Source organism: Streptomyces sp. ITFR-21 (assembly GCF_031844685.1).
Classification (GTDB): Bacteria; Actinomycetota; Actinomycetes; order Streptomycetales; family Streptomycetaceae; genus Actinacidiphila.
On the sequence record NZ_CP134605.1, the window covers coordinates 4,424,963 to 4,446,898 of the forward strand.

General features: G+C 73.2%; 19 protein-coding genes and 1 pseudogene. 10 read left to right on the forward strand and 10 right to left on the reverse strand.

Going from position 1 to position 21,936, the window contains the following annotated elements; translation table 11 throughout:
- Positions 1-118: 118 nt before the first annotated feature.
- The 5 genes from RLT57_RS19525 to RLT57_RS19545 all read right to left on the reverse strand — a co-directional run bounded on the left by RLT57_RS19525 (position 119) and on the right by RLT57_RS19545 (position 7,212).
- Complete coding sequence (locus RLT57_RS19525) at positions 119-2,272, reverse strand: ATP-binding SpoIIE family protein phosphatase (RefSeq protein ID WP_311298680.1); 2,154 nt, start codon at positions 2,270-2,272, stop codon at positions 119-121.
- A gap of 67 nt (positions 2,273-2,339) precedes the next feature.
- Positions 2,340-3,035: a class I SAM-dependent DNA methyltransferase gene (locus RLT57_RS19530; RefSeq protein WP_311298681.1), complete on the reverse strand. Its 696-nt coding sequence runs from the start codon at positions 3,033-3,035 to the stop codon at positions 2,340-2,342.
- Between the two features lie 332 nt (positions 3,036-3,367).
- A complete protein-coding gene (fomD, locus tag RLT57_RS19535; RefSeq protein WP_311298682.1) occupies positions 3,368-4,045 on the reverse strand; it encodes a cytidylyl-2-hydroxypropylphosphonate hydrolase in 678 nt (225 codons plus the stop codon).
- Between the two features lie 23 nt (positions 4,046-4,068).
- Positions 4,069-5,454 carry a class II fumarate hydratase gene (locus RLT57_RS19540; RefSeq protein ID WP_311298683.1) on the reverse strand — a complete coding sequence of 462 codons (1,386 nt, stop codon included), beginning with the start codon at positions 5,452-5,454 and terminating at the stop codon, positions 4,069-4,071.
- Positions 5,455-5,556: 102 nt separating this feature from the next.
- Positions 5,557-7,212 carry a fumarate hydratase gene (locus tag RLT57_RS19545; RefSeq protein WP_311298684.1) on the reverse strand — a complete coding sequence of 552 codons (1,656 nt, stop codon included), beginning with the start codon at positions 7,210-7,212 and terminating at the stop codon, positions 5,557-5,559.
- Between the two features lie 304 nt (positions 7,213-7,516).
- Here RLT57_RS19545 and RLT57_RS19550 point away from each other — a divergent pair, with 304 nt between their 5' ends.
- Positions 7,517-8,248 carry a DUF1707 SHOCT-like domain-containing protein gene (locus RLT57_RS19550; RefSeq protein WP_399129016.1) on the forward strand — a complete coding sequence of 244 codons (732 nt, stop codon included), beginning with the start codon at positions 7,517-7,519 and terminating at the stop codon, positions 8,246-8,248.
- 343 nt (positions 8,249-8,591) lie between these two features.
- On the forward strand, positions 8,592-8,948 hold the full coding sequence (locus RLT57_RS19555) for a WhiB family transcriptional regulator (protein ID WP_311298685.1): 357 nt from the start codon (positions 8,592-8,594) through the stop codon (positions 8,946-8,948).
- A 202-nt stretch (positions 8,949-9,150) separates the two neighbouring features.
- Here the strand turns inward: RLT57_RS19555 and glpX are convergent, their stop codons facing one another.
- A complete protein-coding gene (glpX, locus tag RLT57_RS19560; protein WP_311298686.1) occupies positions 9,151-10,182 on the reverse strand; it encodes a class II fructose-bisphosphatase in 1,032 nt (343 codons plus the stop codon).
- 177 nt (positions 10,183-10,359) lie between these two features.
- Here glpX and RLT57_RS19565 point away from each other — a divergent pair, with 177 nt between their 5' ends.
- Entirely contained in the window at positions 10,360-10,914 is a 555-nt protein-coding gene (locus RLT57_RS19565; protein ID WP_311298687.1) for a DUF4245 domain-containing protein, read from the forward strand.
- 94 nt (positions 10,915-11,008) lie between these two features.
- Here the strand turns inward: RLT57_RS19565 and RLT57_RS19570 are convergent, their stop codons facing one another.
- Together RLT57_RS19570 and xseA are read right to left on the reverse strand one after the other, a co-directional pair.
- A complete protein-coding gene (locus RLT57_RS19570; protein WP_311298688.1) occupies positions 11,009-11,299 on the reverse strand; it encodes an exodeoxyribonuclease VII small subunit in 291 nt (96 codons plus the stop codon).
- Between the two features lie 79 nt (positions 11,300-11,378).
- On the reverse strand, positions 11,379-12,590 hold the full coding sequence (gene xseA, locus RLT57_RS19575) for an exodeoxyribonuclease VII large subunit (protein WP_311298689.1): 1,212 nt from the start codon (positions 12,588-12,590) through the stop codon (positions 11,379-11,381).
- 69 nt (positions 12,591-12,659) lie between these two features.
- Here xseA and RLT57_RS19580 point away from each other — a divergent pair, with 69 nt between their 5' ends.
- Complete coding sequence (locus tag RLT57_RS19580; RefSeq protein WP_311298690.1) at positions 12,660-13,646, forward strand: 4-hydroxy-3-methylbut-2-enyl diphosphate reductase; 987 nt, start codon at positions 12,660-12,662, stop codon at positions 13,644-13,646.
- Positions 13,647-13,693: 47 nt separating this feature from the next.
- A complete protein-coding gene (ppgK, locus tag RLT57_RS19585) occupies positions 13,694-14,431 on the forward strand; it encodes a polyphosphate--glucose phosphotransferase (protein ID WP_311298691.1) in 738 nt (245 codons plus the stop codon).
- Here the strand turns inward: ppgK and RLT57_RS19590 are convergent.
- Positions 14,352-14,891, reverse strand: a complete 540-nt coding sequence (locus RLT57_RS19590; protein ID WP_311298692.1) for a DUF6542 domain-containing protein — start codon at positions 14,889-14,891, stop codon at positions 14,352-14,354. The two genes, ppgK and RLT57_RS19590, sit on opposite strands and share 80 nt — an antisense overlap.
- A 360-nt stretch (positions 14,892-15,251) precedes the next feature.
- On the opposite strand from RLT57_RS19590, the gene ychF reads away from it, so the two are divergent.
- The 4 genes from ychF to RLT57_RS19610 all read left to right on the forward strand — a co-directional run bounded on the left by ychF (position 15,252) and on the right by RLT57_RS19610 (position 20,281).
- Positions 15,252-16,340: a redox-regulated ATPase YchF gene (gene ychF / locus RLT57_RS19595; RefSeq protein WP_311298693.1), complete on the forward strand. Its 1,089-nt coding sequence runs from the start codon at positions 15,252-15,254 to the stop codon at positions 16,338-16,340.
- Positions 16,341-16,606: 266 nt separating this feature from the next.
- Positions 16,607-18,787 (forward strand): DEAD/DEAH box helicase, encoded by a 2,181-nt coding sequence (locus RLT57_RS19600; RefSeq protein ID WP_311298694.1) that lies wholly within the window; start codon positions 16,607-16,609, stop codon positions 18,785-18,787.
- A 375-nt stretch (positions 18,788-19,162) separates the two neighbouring features.
- Complete coding sequence (locus RLT57_RS19605; protein ID WP_311298695.1) at positions 19,163-19,285, forward strand: hypothetical protein; 123 nt, start codon at positions 19,163-19,165, stop codon at positions 19,283-19,285.
- 579 nt (positions 19,286-19,864) lie between these two features.
- Entirely contained in the window at positions 19,865-20,281 is a 417-nt protein-coding gene (locus tag RLT57_RS19610; protein ID WP_311298696.1) for a hypothetical protein, read from the forward strand.
- Positions 20,282-20,571: 290 nt separating this feature from the next.
- Here RLT57_RS19610 and RLT57_RS19615 read toward each other — a convergent pair.
- Positions 20,572-20,734 (reverse strand): annotated as a pseudogene (locus RLT57_RS19615) (Uma2 family endonuclease); the annotation flags it as partial.
- Between the two features lie 280 nt (positions 20,735-21,014).
- On the opposite strand from RLT57_RS19615, the gene RLT57_RS19620 reads away from it, so the two are divergent.
- Positions 21,015-21,935: a class II fructose-bisphosphate aldolase gene (locus RLT57_RS19620; RefSeq protein ID WP_311298697.1), complete on the forward strand. Its 921-nt coding sequence runs from the start codon at positions 21,015-21,017 to the stop codon at positions 21,933-21,935.
- Position 21,936: the final 1 nt, after the last annotated feature.

Genomic DNA, 21,936 nt, shown 5'->3' on the forward strand with positions numbered 1-21,936 from the left:
CGCGTCAGGTGGCTGCTACCCACCCTCGCACCGAACGTGCCCGTTGGCACGCTGGGTGGTGATTCGACCACTGCGCGTGTCGGAATCCGCGGCGCCGAGGAGGTCCCGACGACAGGCCCTAGCCGAGCGGCAGCTCGAACCACACCACCTTCCCCGCGCCCAGCCGGGTGGCGCCCCAGCGCTGGGCCATCCGGTTCACCAGGTACAGGCCGCGCCCGCCCTCCTCCTCGGGGGCCGCGTGCCGCATCCGGGGCAGCAGCGGCGCGTCGTCGCCGACCTCGCAGCGCAGCACGTCGGTGCGCAGCAGCCGCAGCGTGATCGGGCGCTCGGCGTACCGCACGGCGTTGGTGACGATCTCGCTGACCAGCAGTTCGGCGGCGTCCAGCTGCTCGTCCAGGCTCCAGCGGCGCAGCGCCTGCCGGACCAGCCGGCGGGCCCGGCCGGCGGTCTGGGCCTGCGGCTCCAGGAACCAGTACGCGACGTCGCTGGGTGCGATCCCGTCGAAGCGGGCGGCCAGCAGCGCGATGTCGTCGTCCCGGTCGCCGGGGCCGAGGATCTCCAGCACCTCGTCGCACAACGGCTCCAGCGGCGGCGGCGACACCACGCTGGCGGCATCCCGCAGCCGCTCCCTGAGCAGTTCGATACCGCCCCACACGTCCCGGCTGCGGGACTCGACCAGGCCGTCGGTGTAGAGCAGCAGCGTCGCCCCGGCGGGCGCCGGCAGCTCGACCGCCTCGAACGGCACCCCGCCGACGCCGATCGGCGCGCCCGGCGGCACCCGCAGCACCTCCGCGTGGCCGTCGGCGTGCAGCAGCACCGGCGGCGGATGGCCCGCGTTGGCCACCACCAGCCGGTGCGCGATCGGGTCGTAGACCGCGTACACGCAGGTCGCCATCCGGTCCTGGCCGAGCCGCTGGGCCTGCTCGTCCAGGTGGTAGAGCACCTCCTGCGGCGCCAGGTCGAGTCCGGCCAGTGTCTGGACGGTGGTCCGCAGCTGGCCCATGATCGCCGCCGACGTCATCGAGTGGCCCATCACGTCGCCGACCACCAGCGCCACCCGGCTGCCGGGCAGCGGGATCGCGTCGTACCAGTCGCCGCCGACCCGGGCGGACTCCGCCGCCGGAAGGTACCTGCTGGCCAGCTGGACACCGGTGGGCTGCGGCAGCGAGTCGGGCAGCATCTCGCGCTGGAGGGCGTCGGCGATGTACGCCTCGCGCCCGTACAGCACCGCCTTGTCCACCCCGAGCGCCGTGTGGGTGGCGAGCTGCGCGGCCACCAGCAGGTCGTCGGCCTCGAACGGCGGCCGGTCGACCCGGCGCAGCAGCACCGCGGCGCCGATCACCCGGCGGCGCCCCCGCAGCGGCGCCACCAGCGCGCGGCGGCCGGTCGGCAGTGGGCTGTCCGGGTTGCCGAGCAGTTCCGCGAGCGCGTCCGCGGCCCGCAGTGACTCGGTGAACACCGGGCGCACCCCGCGCAGCACCTCCGCCAGCGGCCCGTCCAGCAGCACCCCGACCGGCTCCGAGCCGTACGACGGCTCCAGCGCGGGCAGCACCGGCACCGCGCCCACCGGCGCGTCCTCCTCGGACGGCCCGTCCAGCCCGCCGTCGGCCCGGCGCAGCCGCAGCCGCAGCGGCCCCGACGGCTGCTCGTCGCCGACCGGCAGCGGATCGCGCAGATAGACCAGGATCGCGTCGGCGAAGGCCGGCACCGCCGAGCGGCACAGGCCGAGCAGGATCTCGTCCAGATCCAGCCCGCGGGCGATCCGCCGGGTCGCGGCCCCGACGTAGCGCAGCCGGTCCGCCTCGGGGCCGGTCTGCACGGGCATCGGGATGCGCATGCCCACCGAGTCCTCGTCCCCGGGGTGGCCGGCCGCCTCCAGCGGACCACCGCGCGGCGGTCTGCTCAGGTACGCGCCCAACGTCTCACTCCCGTCCGTCGTCCCCGGTACCCATCCACTGCCGTGCGCCGGGATCGGCGGCAGCGGCGGCAGGTCGGCGTGCGGCCCCTCGTACGGTACGGGGTCGCCCTCGTCCTTCTTACCCTCGGGGTCGCCGTCCTCCGCGGGGCCGGCGTCCTCGTGCGCGGCGGGCCGGTACGGGTCGCCGCCCTGGCCGAGGGCGTGCGTGTACCACCCGTCCGCGGAGTCCAGGGAGTGCGGCGGGTGGGCCGGCGCCGGGGGAAGCGGTGCAGCCCCCAGCGGGGGGCCATAGGGGTGTGCGGGGGCTCCCGGGAGGGGGTCCGCGGTGGGCGGGTGGGGCGGGTCCGTGGTCACGCGAGTCGTTCCATCCGTCGGTGCGCCGCCGCGGGCCGGCGTGCGGCGGGGCTCGGGCCTGTGCAGGTCAGGCGCGTCGGCAGTAGAGGAAGATCTGCTCCTCCGGCGGCACGTCGATGGTCGCCGGTGCGTAGGCGTACGAATCCTCCTTGATCACGTCGAAGCCTGCCTCTGTCACGATCTGGCGCAGTTCATCCCGTAGGTAACCCGATACCCGGATCGTGTTACCGATGAACGGAATGGCCACATCGTCCACGTCCGCCTCGACCATGGACAGCGCCAGCAGCCCGTCGGGCTCCAGCAGTTCGTGGATGGCCCGCAGCGTGGGCGGGATCTCCGCCTTGGGCAGCATCAGCAGCGCGAAGAACGCGGCCACCCCGGCGAAGGCCCCGGTCGCCAGCGGACCGCCGTCCCGTTCGCCGATGTCCGCCATGTCCGCCAGGATGTAGTTGGCCTCCGGTACGTTCCGCTGCGCTATGGCCAGCATTCCGGCCGACAGGTCCAGACCGGTCACCCGCAGCTCCGCGTCGGCGAGCTGCCGTGCGGTCGGCAGCCCCGTACCGCAGGCGAGGTCCAGTACCCGGGCGCCGGGCGGCAGCGTGGCGGCCAGCCAGGCGCCGGCCGAGATCTGACCCTCCTTGTGCGGGAACGCCTCGTCGTACCGGTCGCCGATCGCGTCGAACGCCTCGGCCTGTCCGGCGCGGTCCCGGCCCAGCGCCACGGCCTCGGCGTCGGGCAGCTGCTCATGATTGCCGGTTCCCACTGCTCAGGGCCTCCCTGACTGTCCGCGCGAGCTGGCTGGTGTGGTGGTGGGGCGTGGGGCGTACTGCCGGGTGCGATGTGGCTGAGGCATATGCCACGGGGGAGCGCGAACCGCACTCCCGTGACGTGGCGTCAAACTCTAGGCCGAGGATGGCAATTGTGCAGTCTTCCGGAGGACGATCCTACGGTCGCGGGTCCGGTGTGCAACAAGGGGCTCGGGCGGATCGGCCGCCCGGCGGCCCGCTCGCCCGGCGGGCCCGGCGCGCGGACCCGTTCGGCCGATGGTCCGGCGCGCCGTCCGGCGGAGCCGTTCCGGCGCGCCGCCCGGCCGGCTCATTCCGCGGGCCGGTCCCAGTCGGCCGGCAGCCCCGGCACCGGCCAGGACGGATCGGGCCGCCAGTCCTGCCAGCCCTCGCCGAACGGCGGCCCCCAGGCCCGGATCGCCGCCACCGCCCGCTGCCCGGCCTGCCGGACCCGGGCCGCCAGCTCGCCGGACATCAAACCGTCGACCTGCGCCTGCGCGAACTCGTCCTCGTCCCGCCAGCGCCAGCTGCGGTCGGGGTGCACCGAGATGTCCAGGAAGTGGTCCTCCGAGTCCACCCCGCCCGACCAGCGGCGCAGCGGTTCCTCCAGGTTCACGTACCAGCTGCGGAACCGCCAGCCCTCGTCCCAGAACAGCCACACCGACCAGGGCTCGCCCGGCCGGGCCAGCTTGAGTACCCCCGTACCCCACCACTGCTCCCGGGACGCCACCCGCGGCTTGCGGTACCGGGTCGCCAGCGGCTCCCGGAACACCGGCGTCCCGTCGGCCAGCACCGGCTTCACACACGGCGTGCCGGGCGCCAGCCACACCGCCAGCAGCTCCGCGTCGTCGCGCACCACGGTCACCGGCCGGCAGATGTGCACGTCGTCGGTCCCGTTGCCGCGATAGCGCCACAGCACCTGATCGCCGGGGGCCCAGAAATGCCGCTGCGGTCCGTTCCTGAATGCGGTGTCGACGTCGGCTGTCATGAACAGAGCTTACGGAGCGGGTGTTACGGGCGCGTCATACGCAGCACGTCGAGTGCCTCGTCGAGTTGCCTTTCGGTCAGCTGCCCGCGCTCCACATAACCGCCCTCGATGACCACCTCGCGGATCGTCCTGCGCTCGGCCAGCGACCTTTTGACGACCTTCGCCGCCTCCTCGTAGCCGATGTAGCGGTTGAGCGGGGTCACCACGGACGGCGAGGACTCCGCGTACTCCCGGGCCCGCTCGACGTGGGCGGTGATGCCGCCGACCGTGCGCTCGGCGAGCAGCCGGGTGACGTTCGCCAGCAGCCGCACCGACTCCAGCACGTTGCGGGCGATCACCGGCAACATCACGTTCAACTCGAAATTGCCTGCCGCACCTGCCGTCGCAATGGCCGCGTCGTTGCCGGTCACCTGGGCGGCCACCATCAGCACCGCCTCCGGAATCACCGGGTTCACCTTCCCCGGCATGATGCTCGACCCCGGCTGCAGATCGGGCAGGCTGATCTCGCCCAGACCGGTCCGCGGGCCCGACGCCATCCAGCGCAGGTCGTTGGCGATCTTCGTCAGGCCGACCGCGATGGTCCGCAGCTGGCCGGAGGTCTCCACGATGCCGTCCCGGGCGCCCTGGGCCTCGAAATGGTTGCGCGCCTCCGTCAGCGGCAGCCCGGTCGCCGCCGCCACCTCGGCGATCACCGCGGCCGAGAACCCGGCGGGCGTGTTGATCCCGGTCCCCACCGCCGTCCCGCCCAGCGGCAGCTCGGCCAGCCGCGGCAGCGACGCCCCCAGCCGCTCGATCCCGTACCGCACCTGCGCCGCGTACCCGCCGAACTCCTGGCCCAGCGTCACGGGCGTGGCGTCCATCAGATGCGTCCGGCCGGCCTTGACCACGGTCGCGAACTCGGCGGCCTTCGCCTCCAGCGCCTCGGCGAGCCCGCGCAGCGCGGGGATCAGGTCCCGGGTCACCGCCGCCGTCGCGGCGATGTGGATCGAGGAGGGGAACACGTCGTTCGACGACTGCGAGGCGTTCACGTGGTCGTTCGGGTGCACGGGCCGGCCCAGCCGCTCGGTGGCGAGCGTCGCGATCACCTCGTTCGCGTTCATGTTCGACGAGGTGCCCGAGCCGGTCTGGAACACGTCGACCGGGAACTGCGCGTCCCACCTGCCCTCGGCCACCTCCCCGGCCGCCTGCTCGATGGCCTCCGCGACCTCCTTGTCCACCACCCCCAGCCGTGCGTTGACCCTCGCCGCGGCGGCCTTGATCCGGGCCAGCGCCTCGATGTGCGCCCGCTCGATCCGCTGCCCGGAGATCGGGAAGTTCTCCACCGCCCGCTGCGTCTGCGCCCGCCACTTCGCCTCGCGGGGCACCCGCACCTCGCCCATCGAGTCGTGCTCGATCCGGTAGTCGTCCATGCCTTGTACAGTGCCCCGCCGCGAGCCGTTTGTTCCCGACGCCGCCAGGACCCGCCCGGCCGCGTCGGGACCGGGCCGGGGGGCGCGCGGCCGGGCGGCCGGTCAGGCGCCGGGGCGGACCGGGATGCTGGTGAAGGTGGGTGAGGGCGTCGGGTCCTGGAAGAAGTCGTTGCCCTTGTCGTCCACGACGACGAAGGCGGGGAAGTCCTCGACCTCGATTTTCCAGACCGCTTCCATGCCGAGCTCGGCGTACTCCAGGACGTCGACCTTCTTGATGCAGTCCTGGGCGAGGCGGGCCGCCGGGCCGCCGATGGAGCCGAGGTAGAAGCCGCCGTGGCTCGCGCACGCGTCGGTGACCTGCTGGGAGCGGTTGCCCTTGGCGAGCATGACCAAGGAGCCGCCCGCGGCCTGGAACTGCTCGACATAGGCGTCCATGCGGCCGGCCGTGGTCGGGCCGAAGGAGCCGGACGCGTAGCCCTCGGGGGTCTTGGCCGGGCCGGCGTAGTAGACCGCGTGGTCGCGCAGGTACTGCGGCATGCCCTCGCCGGCGTCGAGGCGCTCCTTGATCTTGGCGTGGGCGATGTCGCGGGCGACGACGAGCGGGCCGGACAGCGACAGCCGGGTCCTGACCGGGTACCTGGTCAGCTCGGCGCGGATCTCGGCCATCGGCCGGTTCAGGTCGATCCGGACCACGTCCTCGTCGAGGTGCTCCTCGGTGGTCTCCGGCAGGAAGCGCGCCGGGTCGGTCTCCAGCTGCTCCAGGAAGACGCCCTCGGCGGTGATCTTGGCCAGTGCCTGGCGGTCGGCCGAGCAGGAGACGGCGATCGCCACCGGGCAGGAGGCGCCGTGCCGGGGCAGCCGCACCACCCGGACGTCGTGGCAGAAGTACTTGCCGCCGAACTGTGCGCCGATCCCGATCCGCTGGGTCAGCTCGAAGACCTGCTGCTCCAGCTCCTTGTCGCGGAAGCCGTGCCCGGCCGGGGAGCCCTCGGCGGGCAGCTCGTCCAGGTAGTGCGCGGACGCGTACTTCGCGGTCTTGAGGGCGAACTCCGCGCTGGTGCCGCCGACCACGATCGCCAGGTGGTAGGGCGGGCACGCGGCCGTGCCCAGCGAGCGGATCCTCTCCTCCAGGAAGCGCATCATGGACGCCTCGTTGAGGACCGCCTTGGTCTCCTGGTACAGGAACGACTTGTTGGCGCTGCCGCCGCCCTTGGCCATGAACAGGAACTTGTAGGCGCCGCCGTCGGTCGCGTACAGCTCGATCTGCGCGGGGAGGTTGGAGCCGGTGTTCCGCTCCTCCCACATGGTCAGCGGGGCCATCTGCGAGTAGCGCAGGTTGAGCCTGGTGTACGCGTCGAAGATGCCGTGTGAGAGGGCCTCCTCGTCGCCGCCCGCGGTGAGCACCTGCTGGCCGCGCTTGCCCATCACGATGGCGGTACCGGTGTCCTGGCACATCGGCAGGACACCGGCCGCGGCGATGTTGGCGTTCTTCAGCAGGTCCAGCGCGACGAAGCGGTCGTTGGGGCTGGCCTGCGGGTCGTCGAGGATCCGGCGCAGCTGGGCGAGGTGGGTGGGCCGCAGGTAGTGCGAGATGTCGTGCATGGCCTCGGCGGCGAGCAGCCGCAGGGCCGCCGGCTCGACCTGCAGGAAGGTGCGGCCGCCCGCCTCGAACGTGCTGACGCCTTCGGTGGTGAGCAGGCGGTACGGGGTCGGGTCTTCGCCGAGGGGGAGCAGGTCCGTATAGGTGAACTCAGGCATGGGGGACAATCCTCACTCGGCTGCGACGACGCTGAAGCGGAGTCAATCGTAGGACCCCCGGGGCCGGCTCCGCCGGTGAGGTCCCCCTCACCGGCGCCCCCGCCGCCCTCTGCGGCCGCCGTGCCGGGGGGCTGCCCCGGGCGGGGGCGCCGGGGAACCGCGCGGTGGGCCGCGACGGGACGGGCGCCGGGAACGCCGCACGGGGGCGGGCGGGCGTCCGGTAGGCCGTCAAGGGTTCCCTGGGGGGCGATTCCGGGGCCGTTCGGGGTAGTCGCGATCTATCGCGTTTGTGTACGGTGGAGCCGTGGATGAATCGCAGCTCGACAAGGGCCCGCAGCAGCCGCAGCCGACTCCGCCGGGCACCGGTGAAGAGGCAGCCGCCCCGACCCGCACCGGTGAAATCGCCACCGCACCGGTCGCCGAAACCGAACTGCGCGCCTCGGACGCCGACCGGGACCGTATCGCCGACATCCTGCGCGACGCGCTCGCCGAGGGCCGGCTGGACGCAACCGAGCACTCCGAGCGGCTCGACCGGGTCTACGCGGCCAAGACGGTCGGCCAACTGGAGCCGCTGGTACGGGACCTGCCGGCCGGACAGCAGGCGGGAAGCGCCCCGGCGCCCGCCGCCCGCGGCCACGACGCGGGCCCGGGCGGTGAGAACCCCAAGCTGGTCGGCATCCTCGGCGGCGCCGAGCGCAGGGGCCGCTGGCGCGTCGGCAGCCGGATCACCGCGGTCGCGGTCCTCGGCGGCGTCGAGATCGACCTGACCGAGGCGACCTTCACCGCGCCGGAGTTGGTCATCCGCTGCACCGCGGTGATGGGCGGCGTCAGCATCCGGCTGCCGGAGAACGTGACACTGCGCGGCGGCGGCGTGGTCGGCATCATGGGCGGCTCCGACATCCACGCCTTCGAGGCGCCCGACCCCGGCGCCCCCGTCGTCCGGGTCAGCGGGTTCGCCTTCTGGGGCGGCGTGGAGGCCAAGGCCAAGCGCGGCAAGAAGGTCAAGGACTGGACGAAGAAGACCCTCGAAGGCTGAAGCTCCGGGGCTCGGCGCTCCCGGGCCCGGCGCTCTGGGGCCGAGGCCCGCAGGGCGGCCCGGTCCGGCCGCCCGGCCGTCCAGGGGCCGGGCGCGCGGATGCCCGGTACGCGCCCGCTCCGCCGTATTGCGGGTGTGCGCCCCTATTGCCGCGGGGCCGCGCGGCGCGCAGGTCGCGGAGGGTGGTGAGAAATCCTCCGGCGATGAACACGGTGCGCATGAAGTCGCGCACAGCGGGTAGGGGATGGAGCACGCCGTCGCCCGGCTGCTCAAGCATCCCCTGCCCGCGGACCGGTCGGCGACGCCAGCGTGGCAAACGCCGAGCCGTCGTCAGGAGTTACCCGTGCTTCAACCGATCGAGCCCGTCACGGACCCCGCTCAGCCACCAGGCCATCCGCGGGACGACGCCGGCGGCCCCTGGCACTCCGACGCGGCCTGCCGCAGCGACGAGGCGGGGCTGTTCTTCGCACCCTCCAAGGAGCCGACCGCGGCGCGCCTTTCCCGGGAGGAAGCGGCCAAGAGAGTCTGCGCCCGCTGCCCGGTCATGCTGGAATGCCGCGAACACGCCCTGCTGCAGCCCGAACCGTACGGCGTGTGGGGCGGTATGACCGCCGCCGAGCGCCGCGTGGTGCTGGCCCGCAGGCGCCGCCGCGAGGTCGAACTCCAGCGCCCCGCGGCGTCCATCGCGGCGGCCGGCTGACCGCACCGCGTCTTCCGACCGCCCACCGTGCCCGGGGAATACGGGGCCCCGGCGCGGCGGGCGGTCGGGAGACGCGGGCCGCGGACGGCCCGGACCACACCCCGGGCCGCAGCCGGACCGCTCCGGACGGCAGACCCGGAGACCGCACCGGAGGGCCGCACCGCCTCCGGAACGCCCCGCGCGCGCTGCCGCCCGCCGCCTGTCAGCGGGCCCGGTCGAAGTCGATCGCGCTGTACGCCCGCAGCTTCGACAGCCGGTGTACCGAGTCGATCTGCCGGATGGTGCCCGACTTGGAGCGCATGACCAGCGACGACGTGGTCGCGGTCTCGGCGCGGTAGCGCACCCCGCGCAGCAACTCCCCGTCGGTGACGCCGGTCGCGACGAAGAAGACGTTCTCCCCGCTGACCAGGTCCCCGGTGTGCAGCACCCGGTCCAGGTCGTGCCCAGCGTCCAGCGCCCGCCGCCGCTCCTCCTCGTCCTTGGGCCACAGCCGGCCCTGGATGGTGCCGCCCAGGCAGGTGATCGCGCAGGCCGCGATGATGCCCTCCGGCGTACCGCCGATGCCGAGCAGCAGGTCGACGCCGGTACCCTCGCGTACCGCCATGATCGCGCCGGCCACGTCGCCGTCCTGGATGAACTTGATCCGCGCGCCGCACTCGCGCAGCTCCCTGACGACGCCGTCGTGCCGGGGCCGGTCCAGCACCACCACCGTGACGTCCTCCGGCGCGCCGCCCTTGGCCTTGGCCACCCGGCGGACGTTCACCGACGGCGGCGCGGTGATGTCCACGAACTCGGCCGCCTCCGGGCCCGCCACCAGCTTGTCCATGTAGAAGACCGCCGACGGGTCGAACATCGTGCCGCGGTCGGCGACCGCCAGCACCGCCACGGCGTTCGGCATGCCCTTGGCGGTCAGCGTGGTGCCGTCCACCGGGTCCACGGCCACGTCGCACTCCGGGCCGGTGCCGTCGCCGATCCGCTCCCCGTTGAAGAGCATCGGCGCCTCGTCCTTCTCGCCTTCGCCGATCACGACGACGCCGTTCATCGAGACGGTGTGCACGAGCGTGCGCATCGCCTTCACCGCGGCGCCGTCGGCCCCGTTCTTGTCGCCGCGGCCGACCCACCGCCCGGCGGCCATGGCGGCGGCCTCGGTGACCCTGACCAGCTCCAGGGCGAGATTGCGGTCGGGGGCCTCCGGGCTCACTTCGAGTTGCGGGGGCAGGTGTTGTTCGGTCATCACAACGCACCTTTCTGTACGAGGACGGCCGGAATGAGGGTGCTGCGAGCCTATCCGGTGGGTGTGAATATGAGCAGGGCGGATGTCACATGAGCGCGGATGTCGTACCGGGCCGGTCGGCGCAGTCGGGCCGACCCGGCGGTCGGGGCGCGCGGGGGCATGGGGGACCATAGGGCCGTGGCAGCAGACAAACGTGGCAACAAGACGATCGTGGACCTGGTGCTGTCCATGCTCGTGCTCGGGTTCGTCGTCTTCTTGATCTACCTGTTCATCCCGCACGACTCCAGCGCGGACCCGGTGCAGGTGGTCCCCTTCCAGGTCGAACTGGGCCAGGCCAGGCGCGACGCCCCCTACCCGGTGGCCGGACCCGAGGGCCTGGGCGCCCAGTGGCGGTCCACCTCCGTCACGTACAGCGCGGCCGACCGCGGTGACGTCACCTGGCACGTCGGGTTCGTGGACCCCGAGCAGCAGTACGTGGCGGTCGAACAGAGCAACGGCCCCGCCGACGCGTTCATCTCCGCCGTGACGCTGAACGCCCGCCCCGACGGCGCCCGCACCGTCGAGGCGGGCGGCCGGAGCTGGCAGTACTACACCGGCGGCCGCTACACCGCCCTCGTCCGCAAGGCCCCCGGTGTCACCACGGTCGTCCTCGGCACCGCGCCGGACGCCCAGCTCACCGAGATGGCCGCCGCGCTCAAGGAGGAGGGCGGCCGGCAGAGCGCGGGTTCGTAGCCCGCCGAGCCGCCGCCCGCCCGGCAGGACGGCCGCGGCCCCCGGGCCGGCCCGCAAGGGGGCCGCCGCCCGCCGGTTTCGGCCTCGCCCCCGGTCAGCCCCGCAGATCCGCCTCCTCGGCGTCCACCGCCGCCTGTTCCGCCGCACCCGCGGCCCGTTCCCCCTGCTCCTCGGCGGCCAGCGCGGCGTCCAGCCGGGCGCGGGCGCCCTCCAGCCAGTGGCGGCACAGCTCGGCCAGCTCCTCGCCCCGCTCCCACAGGGCGAGGGACTCCTCCAGGGTGGCGCCGCCCGCTTCCAGGCGGCGGACGACCTCGACGAGTTCGTCGCGCGCCTGCTCGTAGCCGAGCGGGGGCCGCGGCGCCTTGGGGTTCTGATCTGCTGCCATGGAGGCCAGCCTAGGGCGTGGGTACGACCCCCCGCCCCGCCGCCGCCCGCCCGGCCGCCGGTCAGCCGCCCGTGATCGGTCAGACGCCCGTGACCCGTACGCCGAACCCGCCCTCAGCAACCCGCGCCCGCAGCTCCTCCTCCGGTGCCACGTCCCCCGGCGCCCGCACCACCGAGCCGTCCGCCCGCTGGAGCACCGCGTACCCCCGGCGCAGCGTCGCCGCCGGGGACAGGGCGACCACCCGGGCCAGGGTGTGGGCGAGGTCGGCGTCCGCGCGGTCCAGCGCGTGCCGCAGACCTCGGCGGGCCCGGTCCAGCCGGTCCGCCACCTCCGCCGCCCGCTCGTCCACCATCCGGTACGGCGCCGCCATCGAGGGGCGGCTGAGCGCGGCCATCAGTCCGCGTTCCTCCCGGTCCAGCAGCCCGCGGATCACCCGCAGCGCCCGGTCCCGTACCAGCTGGACCCGGGCCAGCTCCTCCCGGACGTCCGGGACCACCCGCTTCGCCGCGTCGGTCGGCGTGGACGCCCGCAGGTCGGCGACCAGGTCGAGCAGCGGGGTGTCCGGTTCGTGGCCGATCGCCGAGACCAGCGGCGTACGGCAGTCGGCGACGGTGCGGATCAGCCGCTCGTCGGAGAACGGCAGCAGGTCCTCGACGCTGCCGCCGCCGCGCGCCACGACGATCACATCGACCTCGGGGTGGGCGTCCAGCTCCCGTACCGCCTCGATCACCCCGGGCACCGCGGTCGCGCCCTGCACCGCCACGTTGCGCACCTCGAAGCGGACGGCGGGCCAGCGCAGCCGCGCGTTCTCCCGGACGTCCCGCTCGGCGGCCGACGCGCGGCCGGTGACCAGGCCGATCAGCCGCGGCAGAAACGGCAGCGGACGCTTGCGGTCCGCCGCGAACAGCCCCTCGGCGGCCAGCGCCTTCTTCAACTGCTCAAGCCGGGCCAGCAGTTCGCCCATCCCCACCGGGCGGATCTCCACCGCCCGCAGCGACAACTGCCCCCGCGGCCCGTACCAGTCGGGCTTGGCGTGCACGACGACCCGGGCACCCTCCCCGACGACCTCCGCGACCTGCTCGAAGACCGCGCGGAAGCAGGTGACGCCGATCGACACGTCCTGCGAGGGGTCCCGCAGCGTCAGGAACACCACCCCGGCGCCCGGCCGGCGCGACAGCTGGGTGATCTGCCCCTCGACCCACACCGCGCCGAGCCGGTCGATCCACCCCCCGATCAGCCGCGACACCTCACCGACCGGAATCGGCGCTTCCGCCGAGGTGCTCAGAGCCATACCCGCACCCTAGTGCTCACCACCGACACGGCTGCCCTCCCCCCGCGGCCGTCCCCGTACGATGGTGCCATGACCACCGAAGCCAGCCGCCGCGTCCTGCTCGCCGCCCCCCGCGGGTACTGCGCGGGCGTGGACCGTGCCGTGATCACCGTCGAGAAGGCGCTGGAGCAGTACGGCGCCCCGGTCTACGTGCGCAAGCAGATCGTGCACAACAAGTACGTCGTGCAGACCCTGGAGAAGAAGGGCGCCGTCTTCGTCGACGAGACGGAAGAGGTGCCGGAGAACGCCATCGTCATCTTCTCCGCCCACGGCGTCGCCCCGGTCGTCCACGAGGAGGCCGCCCAGCGCAGCCTCGCCTCCATCGATGCGACCTGCCCGCTGGTCACCAAGGTCCACAAGGAGGCCGTCCGGTACTCCAACGAGGACTACGACATCCTGCTGATCGGCCACGAGGGCCACGAAGAGGTCGTCGGCACCATGGGCGAGGCCCCGCAGCGGATGCACCTGGTGGACGGCCCCGAGGACGCCGCCAAGGTCACGGTCCGCGACGAGTCCAAGGTGGTCTGGCTGTCCCAGACCACGCTGTCGGTGGACGAGACGATGGAGACCGTCGACGCGCTGAAGAACCGCTTCCCCGACCTGCTCTCCCCGCCCAGCGACGACATCTGCTACGCCACCCAGAACCGCCAGGTCGCGGTCAAGCAGATCGCCGCCGACGCGGACCTGGTGATCGTGGTCGGCTCCCGCAACTCCTCCAACTCCATCCGGCTGGTCGAGGTCGCCCTCCAGTCCGGCGCCGGCGCCTCCTACTTGGTGGACTTCGCCGAGGAGTGCGAGGATGCCTGGCTGGAGGGCGTCCGCACGGTGGGGGTCACTTCCGGCGCGTCCGTACCCGAGATCCTGGTCGACGGCGTGCTGGAGTGGCTGGCGGCGCGCGGCTTCGCAGACGTCGAGGTGTTCCGGTCGGCCAAGGAGTCCATCCAGTTCTCCTTGCCCAAGGAACTGCGCCGCGACCTGCGTGCGGAGCTCGCCGAGCGGGAATCTGCCAAGAGGTGAGTTGTGCCGCGGGGTGACCCTTGGGGCCGCCCCCTAACGTGGAGGCCATGAACGTGTTCGGTGTGGACATCGGTGGTACGGGCATCAAAGGCGCCCCGGTCGACCTCGACAAGGGTGAGCTGACCGCGGAGCGCCTCAAGCTCCCGACCCCCCACCCGGCCACTCCCGAGTCGGTCATCGAGGGTGTGCGCGAGGTCGTCACGCACTTCGGCTATTCGGGACCGCTCGGCGTGACCTTCCCCGGGGTCGTCACGGACGGCGTCACCCGGACGGCGGCCAACGTCGACGCCGGCTGGGTCGGATTCGACGCCCGGTCCGCGATCGGCGCCAGGCTCGGCCTGCCCGTGGTAGTGCTCAACGACGCGGACGCCGCCGGGGTCGCCGAGATCACCTTCGGCGCCGGACGCGGCCGGGGCGGCACCATCATCATGCTCACCCTCGGCACCGGCATCGGCAGCGCGCTGTTCATCGACGGCCGCCTGGTCCCCAACACCGAACTGGGCCACCTGGAGCTGCACGGCCACGACGCGGAGAAGAAGGCGTCGGTCAAGGCGCGCGAGGACGAGGACCTGAGCTGGGAGCACTGGGCGCACCGGCTGAAGAAGTACCTGGTCCACGTGGAGATGCTCTTCTCGCCCGACCTGTTCGTGCTCGGCGGCGGGATCAGCCGCAAGTCGGAGAAGTTCCTGCCGTTCATCGACGGGATCAGGGCCGAGATCGTCCCCGCCGAGCTGCAGAACAACGCGGGGATCGTCGGCGCCGCGATGGCCGCCGCAAAGCTCTGACCGCGACGATCAGCGCGGCCAGCACGGTGCCGGCGTAGAGCCACCCGGTCAGCAGCGCCAGCCCGGCGAACACCCCGAGCAGGTGCCCGGCCAGGCCGCCGCTGCCGCTGTCGGAGGTCAGCACGATCCCGGCGGCGAAGGCGATCGGCGCGGCCACCGGCGCGGCCACCAGGTCGTACGGGCGTACGTAGACCGCGCCGGCCACGCTGACCAGGACGAACACCAGGCCGAAGAACACTCCGGGGCCGTCGAAGAGCAGCGCGTCGACGGCCCCGCCCGCAACGGTGACGGCGGTGGTGAGCAGCCCGGTGCCCAGGCCCGTCAGCCGGGCCCGGGGCCGTGGGACGCCGTGCGGCCGGTGCCGTCGGGCGGGCGGGCGGCCGCGGCGCGGTGGCCGGTAGACCGCGGCGGCGGCCTCACCGCTGGGGCTGGGGGGCGTACGCGTAGTGTGTTGATCCACATACTCACAGTAAGTGCGGCGGACGGGTGACCGCATCGCGGGACACGCTGGCTCGCCCGGCCGGGCCGCAGCCCTGGCGGGGCCCTGGCGGGGCCCTGGCGGGGCCCTGGCGGGGCCCTGGCGGGGCCCTGGCGGGTGGTGGGTACGGGGTTCGGGCCGCGCGCGGCGGAAAGGGCCGTACGGGTGGGGGAGGGTGCCGCGGGGAGGGCCGCACGGGGTGCGGGCGGGCCCGGGGCGGGCGGCGGGTCGGGTCGTACGGGGTGGCGGCCGGGCCCCGGGTGCGCGGCGGGTCGGGCGCGGTCGGCCGGACCGTAAACTGAGGTCCGTCTGTCACCTTCGCTCGCTACGGGAAGTCGCCACGTGTCGCTCAGCATCGGAATCGTCGGCCTGCCGAACGTCGGCAAGTCGACCCTCTTCAACGCCCTGACCAAGAACGACGTTCTGGCGGCCAACTACCCGTTCGCCACCATCGAGCCCAACGTCGGCGTGGTCGGAGTCCCCGACCCCCGGCTGGACAGGCTCGCCGAGATCTTCGGTTCGGCGCGGGTGCTGCCCGCCACCGTGGACTTCGTGGACATCGCCGGCATCGTCCGCGGCGCCTCGGAGGGCGAGGGGCTGGGCAACAAGTTCCTGGCGAACATCCGCGAGTCCGACGCGATCTGCCAGGTCATCCGGGCCTTCAAGGACGAGAACGTGGTCCACGTCGACGGCAGGGTCTCGCCCAAGGACGACATCGAGACCATCAACACCGAGCTGATCCTGGCCGACCTCCAGTCCGTCGAGAAGGCGATCCCGCGCCTCACCAAGGAAGCCCGGCTGCAGAAGGAGAAAGCCGCGGTGCTGGCCGCCGCCGAAGCCGCCCAGACCATCCTGGCGGCCGGCGACACCCTTTTCTCCCACGGCATCACCAAGGCCACCGAACAGGGCGCCCTCCTGCGCGAGCTGCACCTGCTCACCACCAAGCCGTTCCTCTACGTCTTCAACGTCGACGAGGACGAGCTCACCGACGAGGCGTTCAAGGACGAGCAGCGCGCCCTGGTCGCCCCCGCCGAGGCGATCTTCCTCAACGCCAAGCTCGAATCCGACCTCGCCGAACTCGACGCCGCCGAAGCGCTGGAACTCCTCCAGTCCGTCGGCCAGCAGGAACCAGGCCTCGCCACCCTCGCCCGCGTCGGCTTCGAAACCCTCGGTCTCCAGACCTATCTCACCGCCGGCCCCAAGGAAACCCGCGCCTGGACCATCAAGCGCGGCGCCACCGCCCCCGAAGCGGCCGGCGTCATCCACACCGACTTCCAAAAGGGCTTCATCAAGGCCGAGGTCATCTCCTACGCCGACCTCCTCGCCACCGGCTCCGTCCCCGAGGCCCGCGCCAAGGGCAAGGCCCGCATGGAGGGCAAGGACTACGTCATGCAGGACGGCGACGTGGTGGAGTTCCGCTTCAACACCTGACGTTGTGTCGAGGTTCGCCCCGCCCCGCTTGTCGGGGAGAGGACCCACTCGGCGCGGGCCGGGCGGACGCCGTCGTGGTCGGCCTCAAGGACGGTCACGGCACCGGTGGCCGCGCGGACGCCCCCTTCCGACGCAACCCGGACACGGGCCGTGACCGTCTTCGCGTCCGAACAGGGCCCGATCGATCCGCAGGTCACCGCGAACGTCCGTCGGGGCCGACGCGGGCGGTGGGAGGATACGGCGAGGGCGACAGAGGGGCGGGGAGCGTGGGGCACGGCGAGCGGGACACGGTGGCGCGGGGGGCGCGGCTGTACGAGGCGGCCCGGGCGGCGCTCGGTGACCACGGCAGGGCGGTGGAGGCGGTGCGTGCGGCGCTGAAGCCGATCCACGACGCGGCGGTGAAGCGGGAACTCGACGCCATCCCTGTCGCCCGGCTCCAGGACGTCACCGAAGGGCGGCTGCGGCTGGGGAACGTCGAGAAGAGCGGGCTGCGCACGGTGGGCGGTGTTCTGGCGGCCGGCCCCTACCGGTTGCGGCAGATCCCCGGTGTCGGGCAGCGCACCGTCGACCAGATGCTCGCCGCCGCCCGCCGGCTCTCCGAGGCCGCGTACGAGACCGTGGCCGTCCACATCGACGTGGACCGGCCGGGACCGAGCACCACCGCGCTCGTCACGGCCCTGCACGTCTTGGTGGAGGCCGGCCCGGACGCTCGGCGCGCGGTCGACAGAGCGGCCGCCCTGTCGCGACGGCTCGGTCCGCTGCTCGCCGACGCGGGACCGGCCGCCGGACGCTTCCGGATGCTTCTGGCCGGCCAGGACAAGAGGGCCCGCGCGCTGGCGGCGGTCGCCGCGGTCCGGTCACTGCTGGACGACGCGGACCGGGCGGGTCTGCCTGAGCTGATCGCTCAGGCGTCGGTGGACCTGCTCCGGGGGCCTTCGTCGGACATCGCGGCCTGGGCGGACTTCGAAGTCCGCTCCGCCGAGTACTACAGCCTGCTCGCCGAGATCTCGGGGCGGCTGCCGGACGTGGCCGCCGCCGAGGGCTTCCTGCCGGACGAGATCGCCGAGAGGGTACGGGCCCAACGCCTCGACGACACGCACCGGCGGGTCTCCCTGCGCGGCTATCAGGCGTTCGGCGCACGGTTCGCGCTGGCGCAGCGCAAGGTGATACTGGGCGACGAAATGGGTCTGGGGAAGACCATCCAGGCGATCGCGGTGCTGGCACACCTGGCGGCCGAGGGACAGAGCCACTTCATGGTCGTCTGCCCGGCGAGCGTCCTCGTGAACTGGACACGGGAGATCGAAGCCCGTAGCGCTCTGCGTGTCATGGTGCTCCACGGCCCCGATCGGCACGACGCGTTCGCCGACTGGAAGGCCCGGGGCGGGGTCGGGGTGACCACCTTCGACGCGCTGCGCGGCTTTCCCGAACCGGACGGCGGGGACGTCGGACTGCTCGTGGTCGACGAAGCGCACGCCGTGAAGAACCCGAAGGCCAAGCGGTCCCAGACGGTCGCGCGGTGGGCGGAGCGTTGCGGGCGGACCCTCTTCATGACCGGCACCCCGATGGAGAACAGGGTCGTGGAGTTCCGCCACCTGGTCCGGATGCTCAACGGCGACGTCGCGGACCTGCTCGGCGACGGGGACGCGTTGGCCGGGTCGGTCGCCTTCCGCAGGTCCGTGGCCCCGGTGTACCTGCGGCGCAACCAGGAGGACGTGCTGACCGAACTCCCGAGTCTCCAGCAGACCGACGAGTGGGAGGAGCTGAGCGCGTCGGACGAGGAGGCCTACCGTGAAGCCGTGTACGCGGGCAACTTCATGGCGATGCGCAGGGCCGCGTACCTGCGCCCCGAGAGGTCGGCGAAGCTGGACCGGCTCCGGGAGATCGTCCAGGAGGCCGGCGAGAACGGGCAGAAGACGGTGGTCTTCTCCAACTTCAAGGATGTACTGGCCGTGGTGAAGGAGGCACTCGCGGCCGGAACCACCGACGGCCTTCCGGTGTTCGGGCCGCTCACCGGAAGCGTCCCGGCCGGGCGGCGGCAGCAGGTCGTCGACGACTTCGCCGGTGTTCCGGGCCCCGCGGTGCTCTTGGCGCAGATCCAGGCGGCGGGCATCGGCCTCAACATGCAGGCCGCCTCCGTCGTCGTCATCTGCGAACCGCAGATCAAGCCGACCATCGAACATCAGGCGGTGGCCCGGGCCCACCGTATGGGCCAGGTCAGACCGGTACGCGCCTACCGTCTCCTCGCCACCGGGGGTGTGGACGAACGCATGGTGAAGATGCTGGAGGCCAAGACCCGCCTGTTCGACGCCTACGCCCGCCGCAGCGCCGTCGCCGAGTCCACCCCGGACGCGGTCGACGTGTCCGACACCGAACTGGCACGGCGGATCGTCGAGGAGGAACAGGCTCGCCTGCGCATGGCGGACGAGAGGCTCACGGCCGCCGAGTGACGGACACAGGGGCGCGCGGCGCACCGGACTCCGGCACAGGATCGGCGGCCGCGCCTGACCGGATGCGGTTGTCCGGGCAGGCCCGACGAGCGATCACTCGGTTACTCGTCGTCGTCTTCGTCGGACGCATGATCATCTGCGTTCAGTGAAGGTTTCCCCGTCGCTCCTGCCGCTGTCGCGTTCGCCATTGCAGGGTGAGCTGTTGGCGCTGGTGGTGCTCCGTCCGGAGCGGGAGTTCACGCTGACCGAACCCGCCGCACCGGGCGCTTCGCATACGGGCGTCCTGCGTGAGGTGGACCGGCTTGTCGGCGGTGGCATCCTCCGTGGTCGGCGGGTCGGGCGGAGTCGGCTGGTGGCCAGTGCACCGATACGGCCTTGGCGGGTCCGTTGGCCGATCTGCTCGCGGTGACGTACGGACCGCTTCCCGTGCTGTCCGAGGCGCTGGCGGGGTTCGCCGGTATCAGTGAGGCGTACATCTGCGGCTTCGGCCATGGATGATCCCTTTCCGCGGGCGTTCGCGATCGTCCGCTGGTCCGGTCGCATCTTGGTCCGGAGGCTGATGGCGGCTTGGGACAAGGGGTGGGCGACGATCGACGCGCCCACCGCCGGCGGTGAGATCGAACGGGTACCCGCGTCCCGGTCCGGTCGGGCCGGCGGCGCGGACGACCGCGGTACCGGCACTCCCGCGAGAGAAAGGAGACGCTCTTGCCGGGGCCGGGGCCGGGGCCGGGGCCGGGGCCGGGGCGGGTGCTGGTTGGGAGGTGGGGTACCGCTCGCCTGCCGGTATGGGGGCGGCACTCGTACGGGGAGGCGGGGGTGGGCCGACGGGCGGGCGGCCGAATGGCGGGGCCGTGGCCGTGGTGGGGCGGCCGGCCAGGCGTTTCACCGCGGGTGGGTGAGCGGCTGCGGGGCGGCCCGGGGGGTGGGCGCCGCCGGTTGCCGAGGGGACAGCAGCGGTTGCGGGTGATCTTCTGCGGGTGAGAGCCGTTCCGGTTCCTGCCGTGGCAGGGCGGGGCGATCCGGTCGAACGTGCCGGATCCTGCGGGCTCGCCCTTCTACCGAACAGGGGTTTCCTTCATGAAGCTACGCCATCTCGCTGCCGCCGCCCTCGCCACCGCCGCGCTCGTGGCCGGTGGTACGACCGCGGCGCAGGCCGGTGCCGCCGCTCCCGCCAAGGGGGCCGCACCGGCGGCCCGCGCCCTGCCCGACCCCGTGGCCTGCGCGGCCTCGACGACCGCCGCCGCCACCGCGGTGGCCAACGCGGCGGCCGCCGCCGACGTGGCCAAGTCCGACGCGGCGACCTCGGCGGCAGCGGCCAAGGCGGTCGCGGCGGCCCTCGCCGCCGGCAACGCTCCCGCCGCCCTCGCCGAGGCGGCCGCCACCGCCACGGCGGCCGCCGCGGCGGCCGTCACCTCGGCCGACGCGTCCGTGGCCGCCACCGCCACGGCAGCCGCGGCCACCAAGGCCGCCGTCACCGCCTGCGCCACGTCCTGAGATGCGACGCGCCCGTACGGTCCCGGCCCTGGCCGGGTCGCTGGTACTCACCGGGGTGGCAGCCGCGCTGGGGCCGGACGGGGGCCGGACGGGGGCCGGGCATGCCGGCGCCGAGCCGGTTCGGTGCCAGGTGCCAGGTGCCAGGTGCCAGGGGCCAGGGGCCAGGGGCCGTGGACGGTGGACCGGTGCCCGACGTGCACGACCGACACCACCGGCTCCGCGTCACCGGGTTCCGGGTCCTTCCGGCGCGATCGCTCGCCAGGGGCCGGACCGCGGCTTCCCGCCTCGTGCGTGACGAGGTGGCCGTGCCCCCACCTCTGCGGCCGACATCGTGAAGACGAGTGCTCCGTCGGTCAGCTCGGTGCGGCCGGGCGCCTCGGGAAGGCGGTCCGGATCCTCCGCGAACCAGCCCTGCGCACGCGGCGGACGCATCCCGTCGGGCAGAGCGGCCATCGGATAACCCTGGCGCTTCGAGCCCGCGGGGCGAGGGCGGTGGGGTCCGCCGGGTGAGCGCCGACCGGTCCGCGCACGGCCCGCGGGACGCCTGAGGCCCGCCGCCGGGGAACCGGCGTTCATCGGCCCGAAGGCGCCCGGTCACCGCCGTGATCGGCCTCACCCGCCCGCCCCCGCCGGTGGGCACCTCGGCACCCGCCCGCGGCGGCGCCCGGTGGCGGGGTGGGGTGGTCGGGCGTCGAATGGGAGGGGTGGGGGCGGGTCGAGGGTTGGAGGCGTTGTGGCAGTCGTACCGCTGAGGGAGATCCTGGCGGACGCCTTTGGGAAGCGCTATGGCGTGCCGGCGATCAATGTGTTCGACGATCTGACGCTGGAGGCGGTGCTCGCGGCGGCGGTGGACAAGGGGTCGCCGCTGATCGTGCAGACGTCGGTGAAGACGGTGAAGTCGGTCGGCAGTGACGTGCTGTACGCCATGTGGACGGCGATGACGGCCGGCATCGAGGTGCCGGTCACGCTGCACCTGGACCACTGTCCGGAGCGGGCGGTGATCACGGAGTGCCTGCGGCAGGGGTGGAACTCCGTACTGTTCGACGCGTCGCGGCTGCCGGTGGCGGAGAACATGCGGCAGACCGTCGAGGTGGTGGCCGAGGCCCGGCGGTACGGGGCCGACGTGGAGGGCGAGATCGAGTCCATCACGGGGGTGGAGGACGGGATCGGGAGCGACACCGCGGCGCGGCAGCAGGGTCTTGACGTCGCGCTGGAGTTCCTGCGGACCACCGGCGTAAACGTGTTCGCGCCAGCCATCGGCAACGCGCACGGCTCGTACAGGCAGGCCCCCGTACTCGACGCGCAGCGGGTCTCCGACATCGTGGCGGCCCATCCGCTGCCCATCGCGCTGCACGGCGGCAGCGGCCTTTCCGACGAGCAGTTCCGGGACCTGATCTCCCGGGGGTGCGCCAAGGTGAACATCTCGACGGCGCTGAAAGAGACGTTCATGAAGTCGGGCCTGGCCTTTCTGCAAGCGGCCGCCGAGAAGGACACCTGGGACCCGCCGTCGCTCTTCCGGTCGGTCCGGCAGGACGTCGTCGAGCTGGCCGGCTCGCTGATGACGCTCTTCGGCAGCGCCGGACGGGCGGGCGGCGGCCGGACCGCCGGCGCCGGTACCGCCGACCGGGCGGGCGCCGCCGAAAGGGCGGGCTGAG

Excerpts from the sequence above, each read along its gene's own strand:
- fomD (WP_311298682.1), bottom strand. The coding sequence starts at position 4,045 with ATGACAGCCGACGTCGACACCGCATTCAGGAACGGACCGCAGCGGCAT.
- RLT57_RS19540 (WP_311298683.1), bottom strand. The coding sequence starts at position 5,454 with ATGGACGACTACCGGATCGAGCACGACTCGATGGGCGAGGTGCGGGTG.
- RLT57_RS19545 (WP_311298684.1), bottom strand. The coding sequence starts at position 7,212 with ATGCCTGAGTTCACCTATACGGACCTGCTCCCCCTCGGCGAAGACCCG.
- glpX (WP_311298686.1), bottom strand. The coding sequence starts at position 10,182 with ATGACCGAACAACACCTGCCCCCGCAACTCGAAGTGAGCCCGGAGGCC.
- RLT57_RS19570 (WP_311298688.1), bottom strand. The coding sequence starts at position 11,299 with ATGGCAGCAGATCAGAACCCCAAGGCGCCGCGGCCCCCGCTCGGCTAC.
- xseA (WP_311298689.1), bottom strand. The coding sequence starts at position 12,590 with ATGGCTCTGAGCACCTCGGCGGAAGCGCCGATTCCGGTCGGTGAGGTG.
- RLT57_RS19580 (WP_311298690.1), top strand. The coding sequence starts at position 12,660 with ATGACCACCGAAGCCAGCCGCCGCGTCCTGCTCGCCGCCCCCCGCGGG.
- ppgK (WP_311298691.1), top strand. The coding sequence starts at position 13,694 with ATGAACGTGTTCGGTGTGGACATCGGTGGTACGGGCATCAAAGGCGCC.
- RLT57_RS19610 (WP_311298696.1), top strand. The coding sequence starts at position 19,865 with ATGAAGCTACGCCATCTCGCTGCCGCCGCCCTCGCCACCGCCGCGCTC.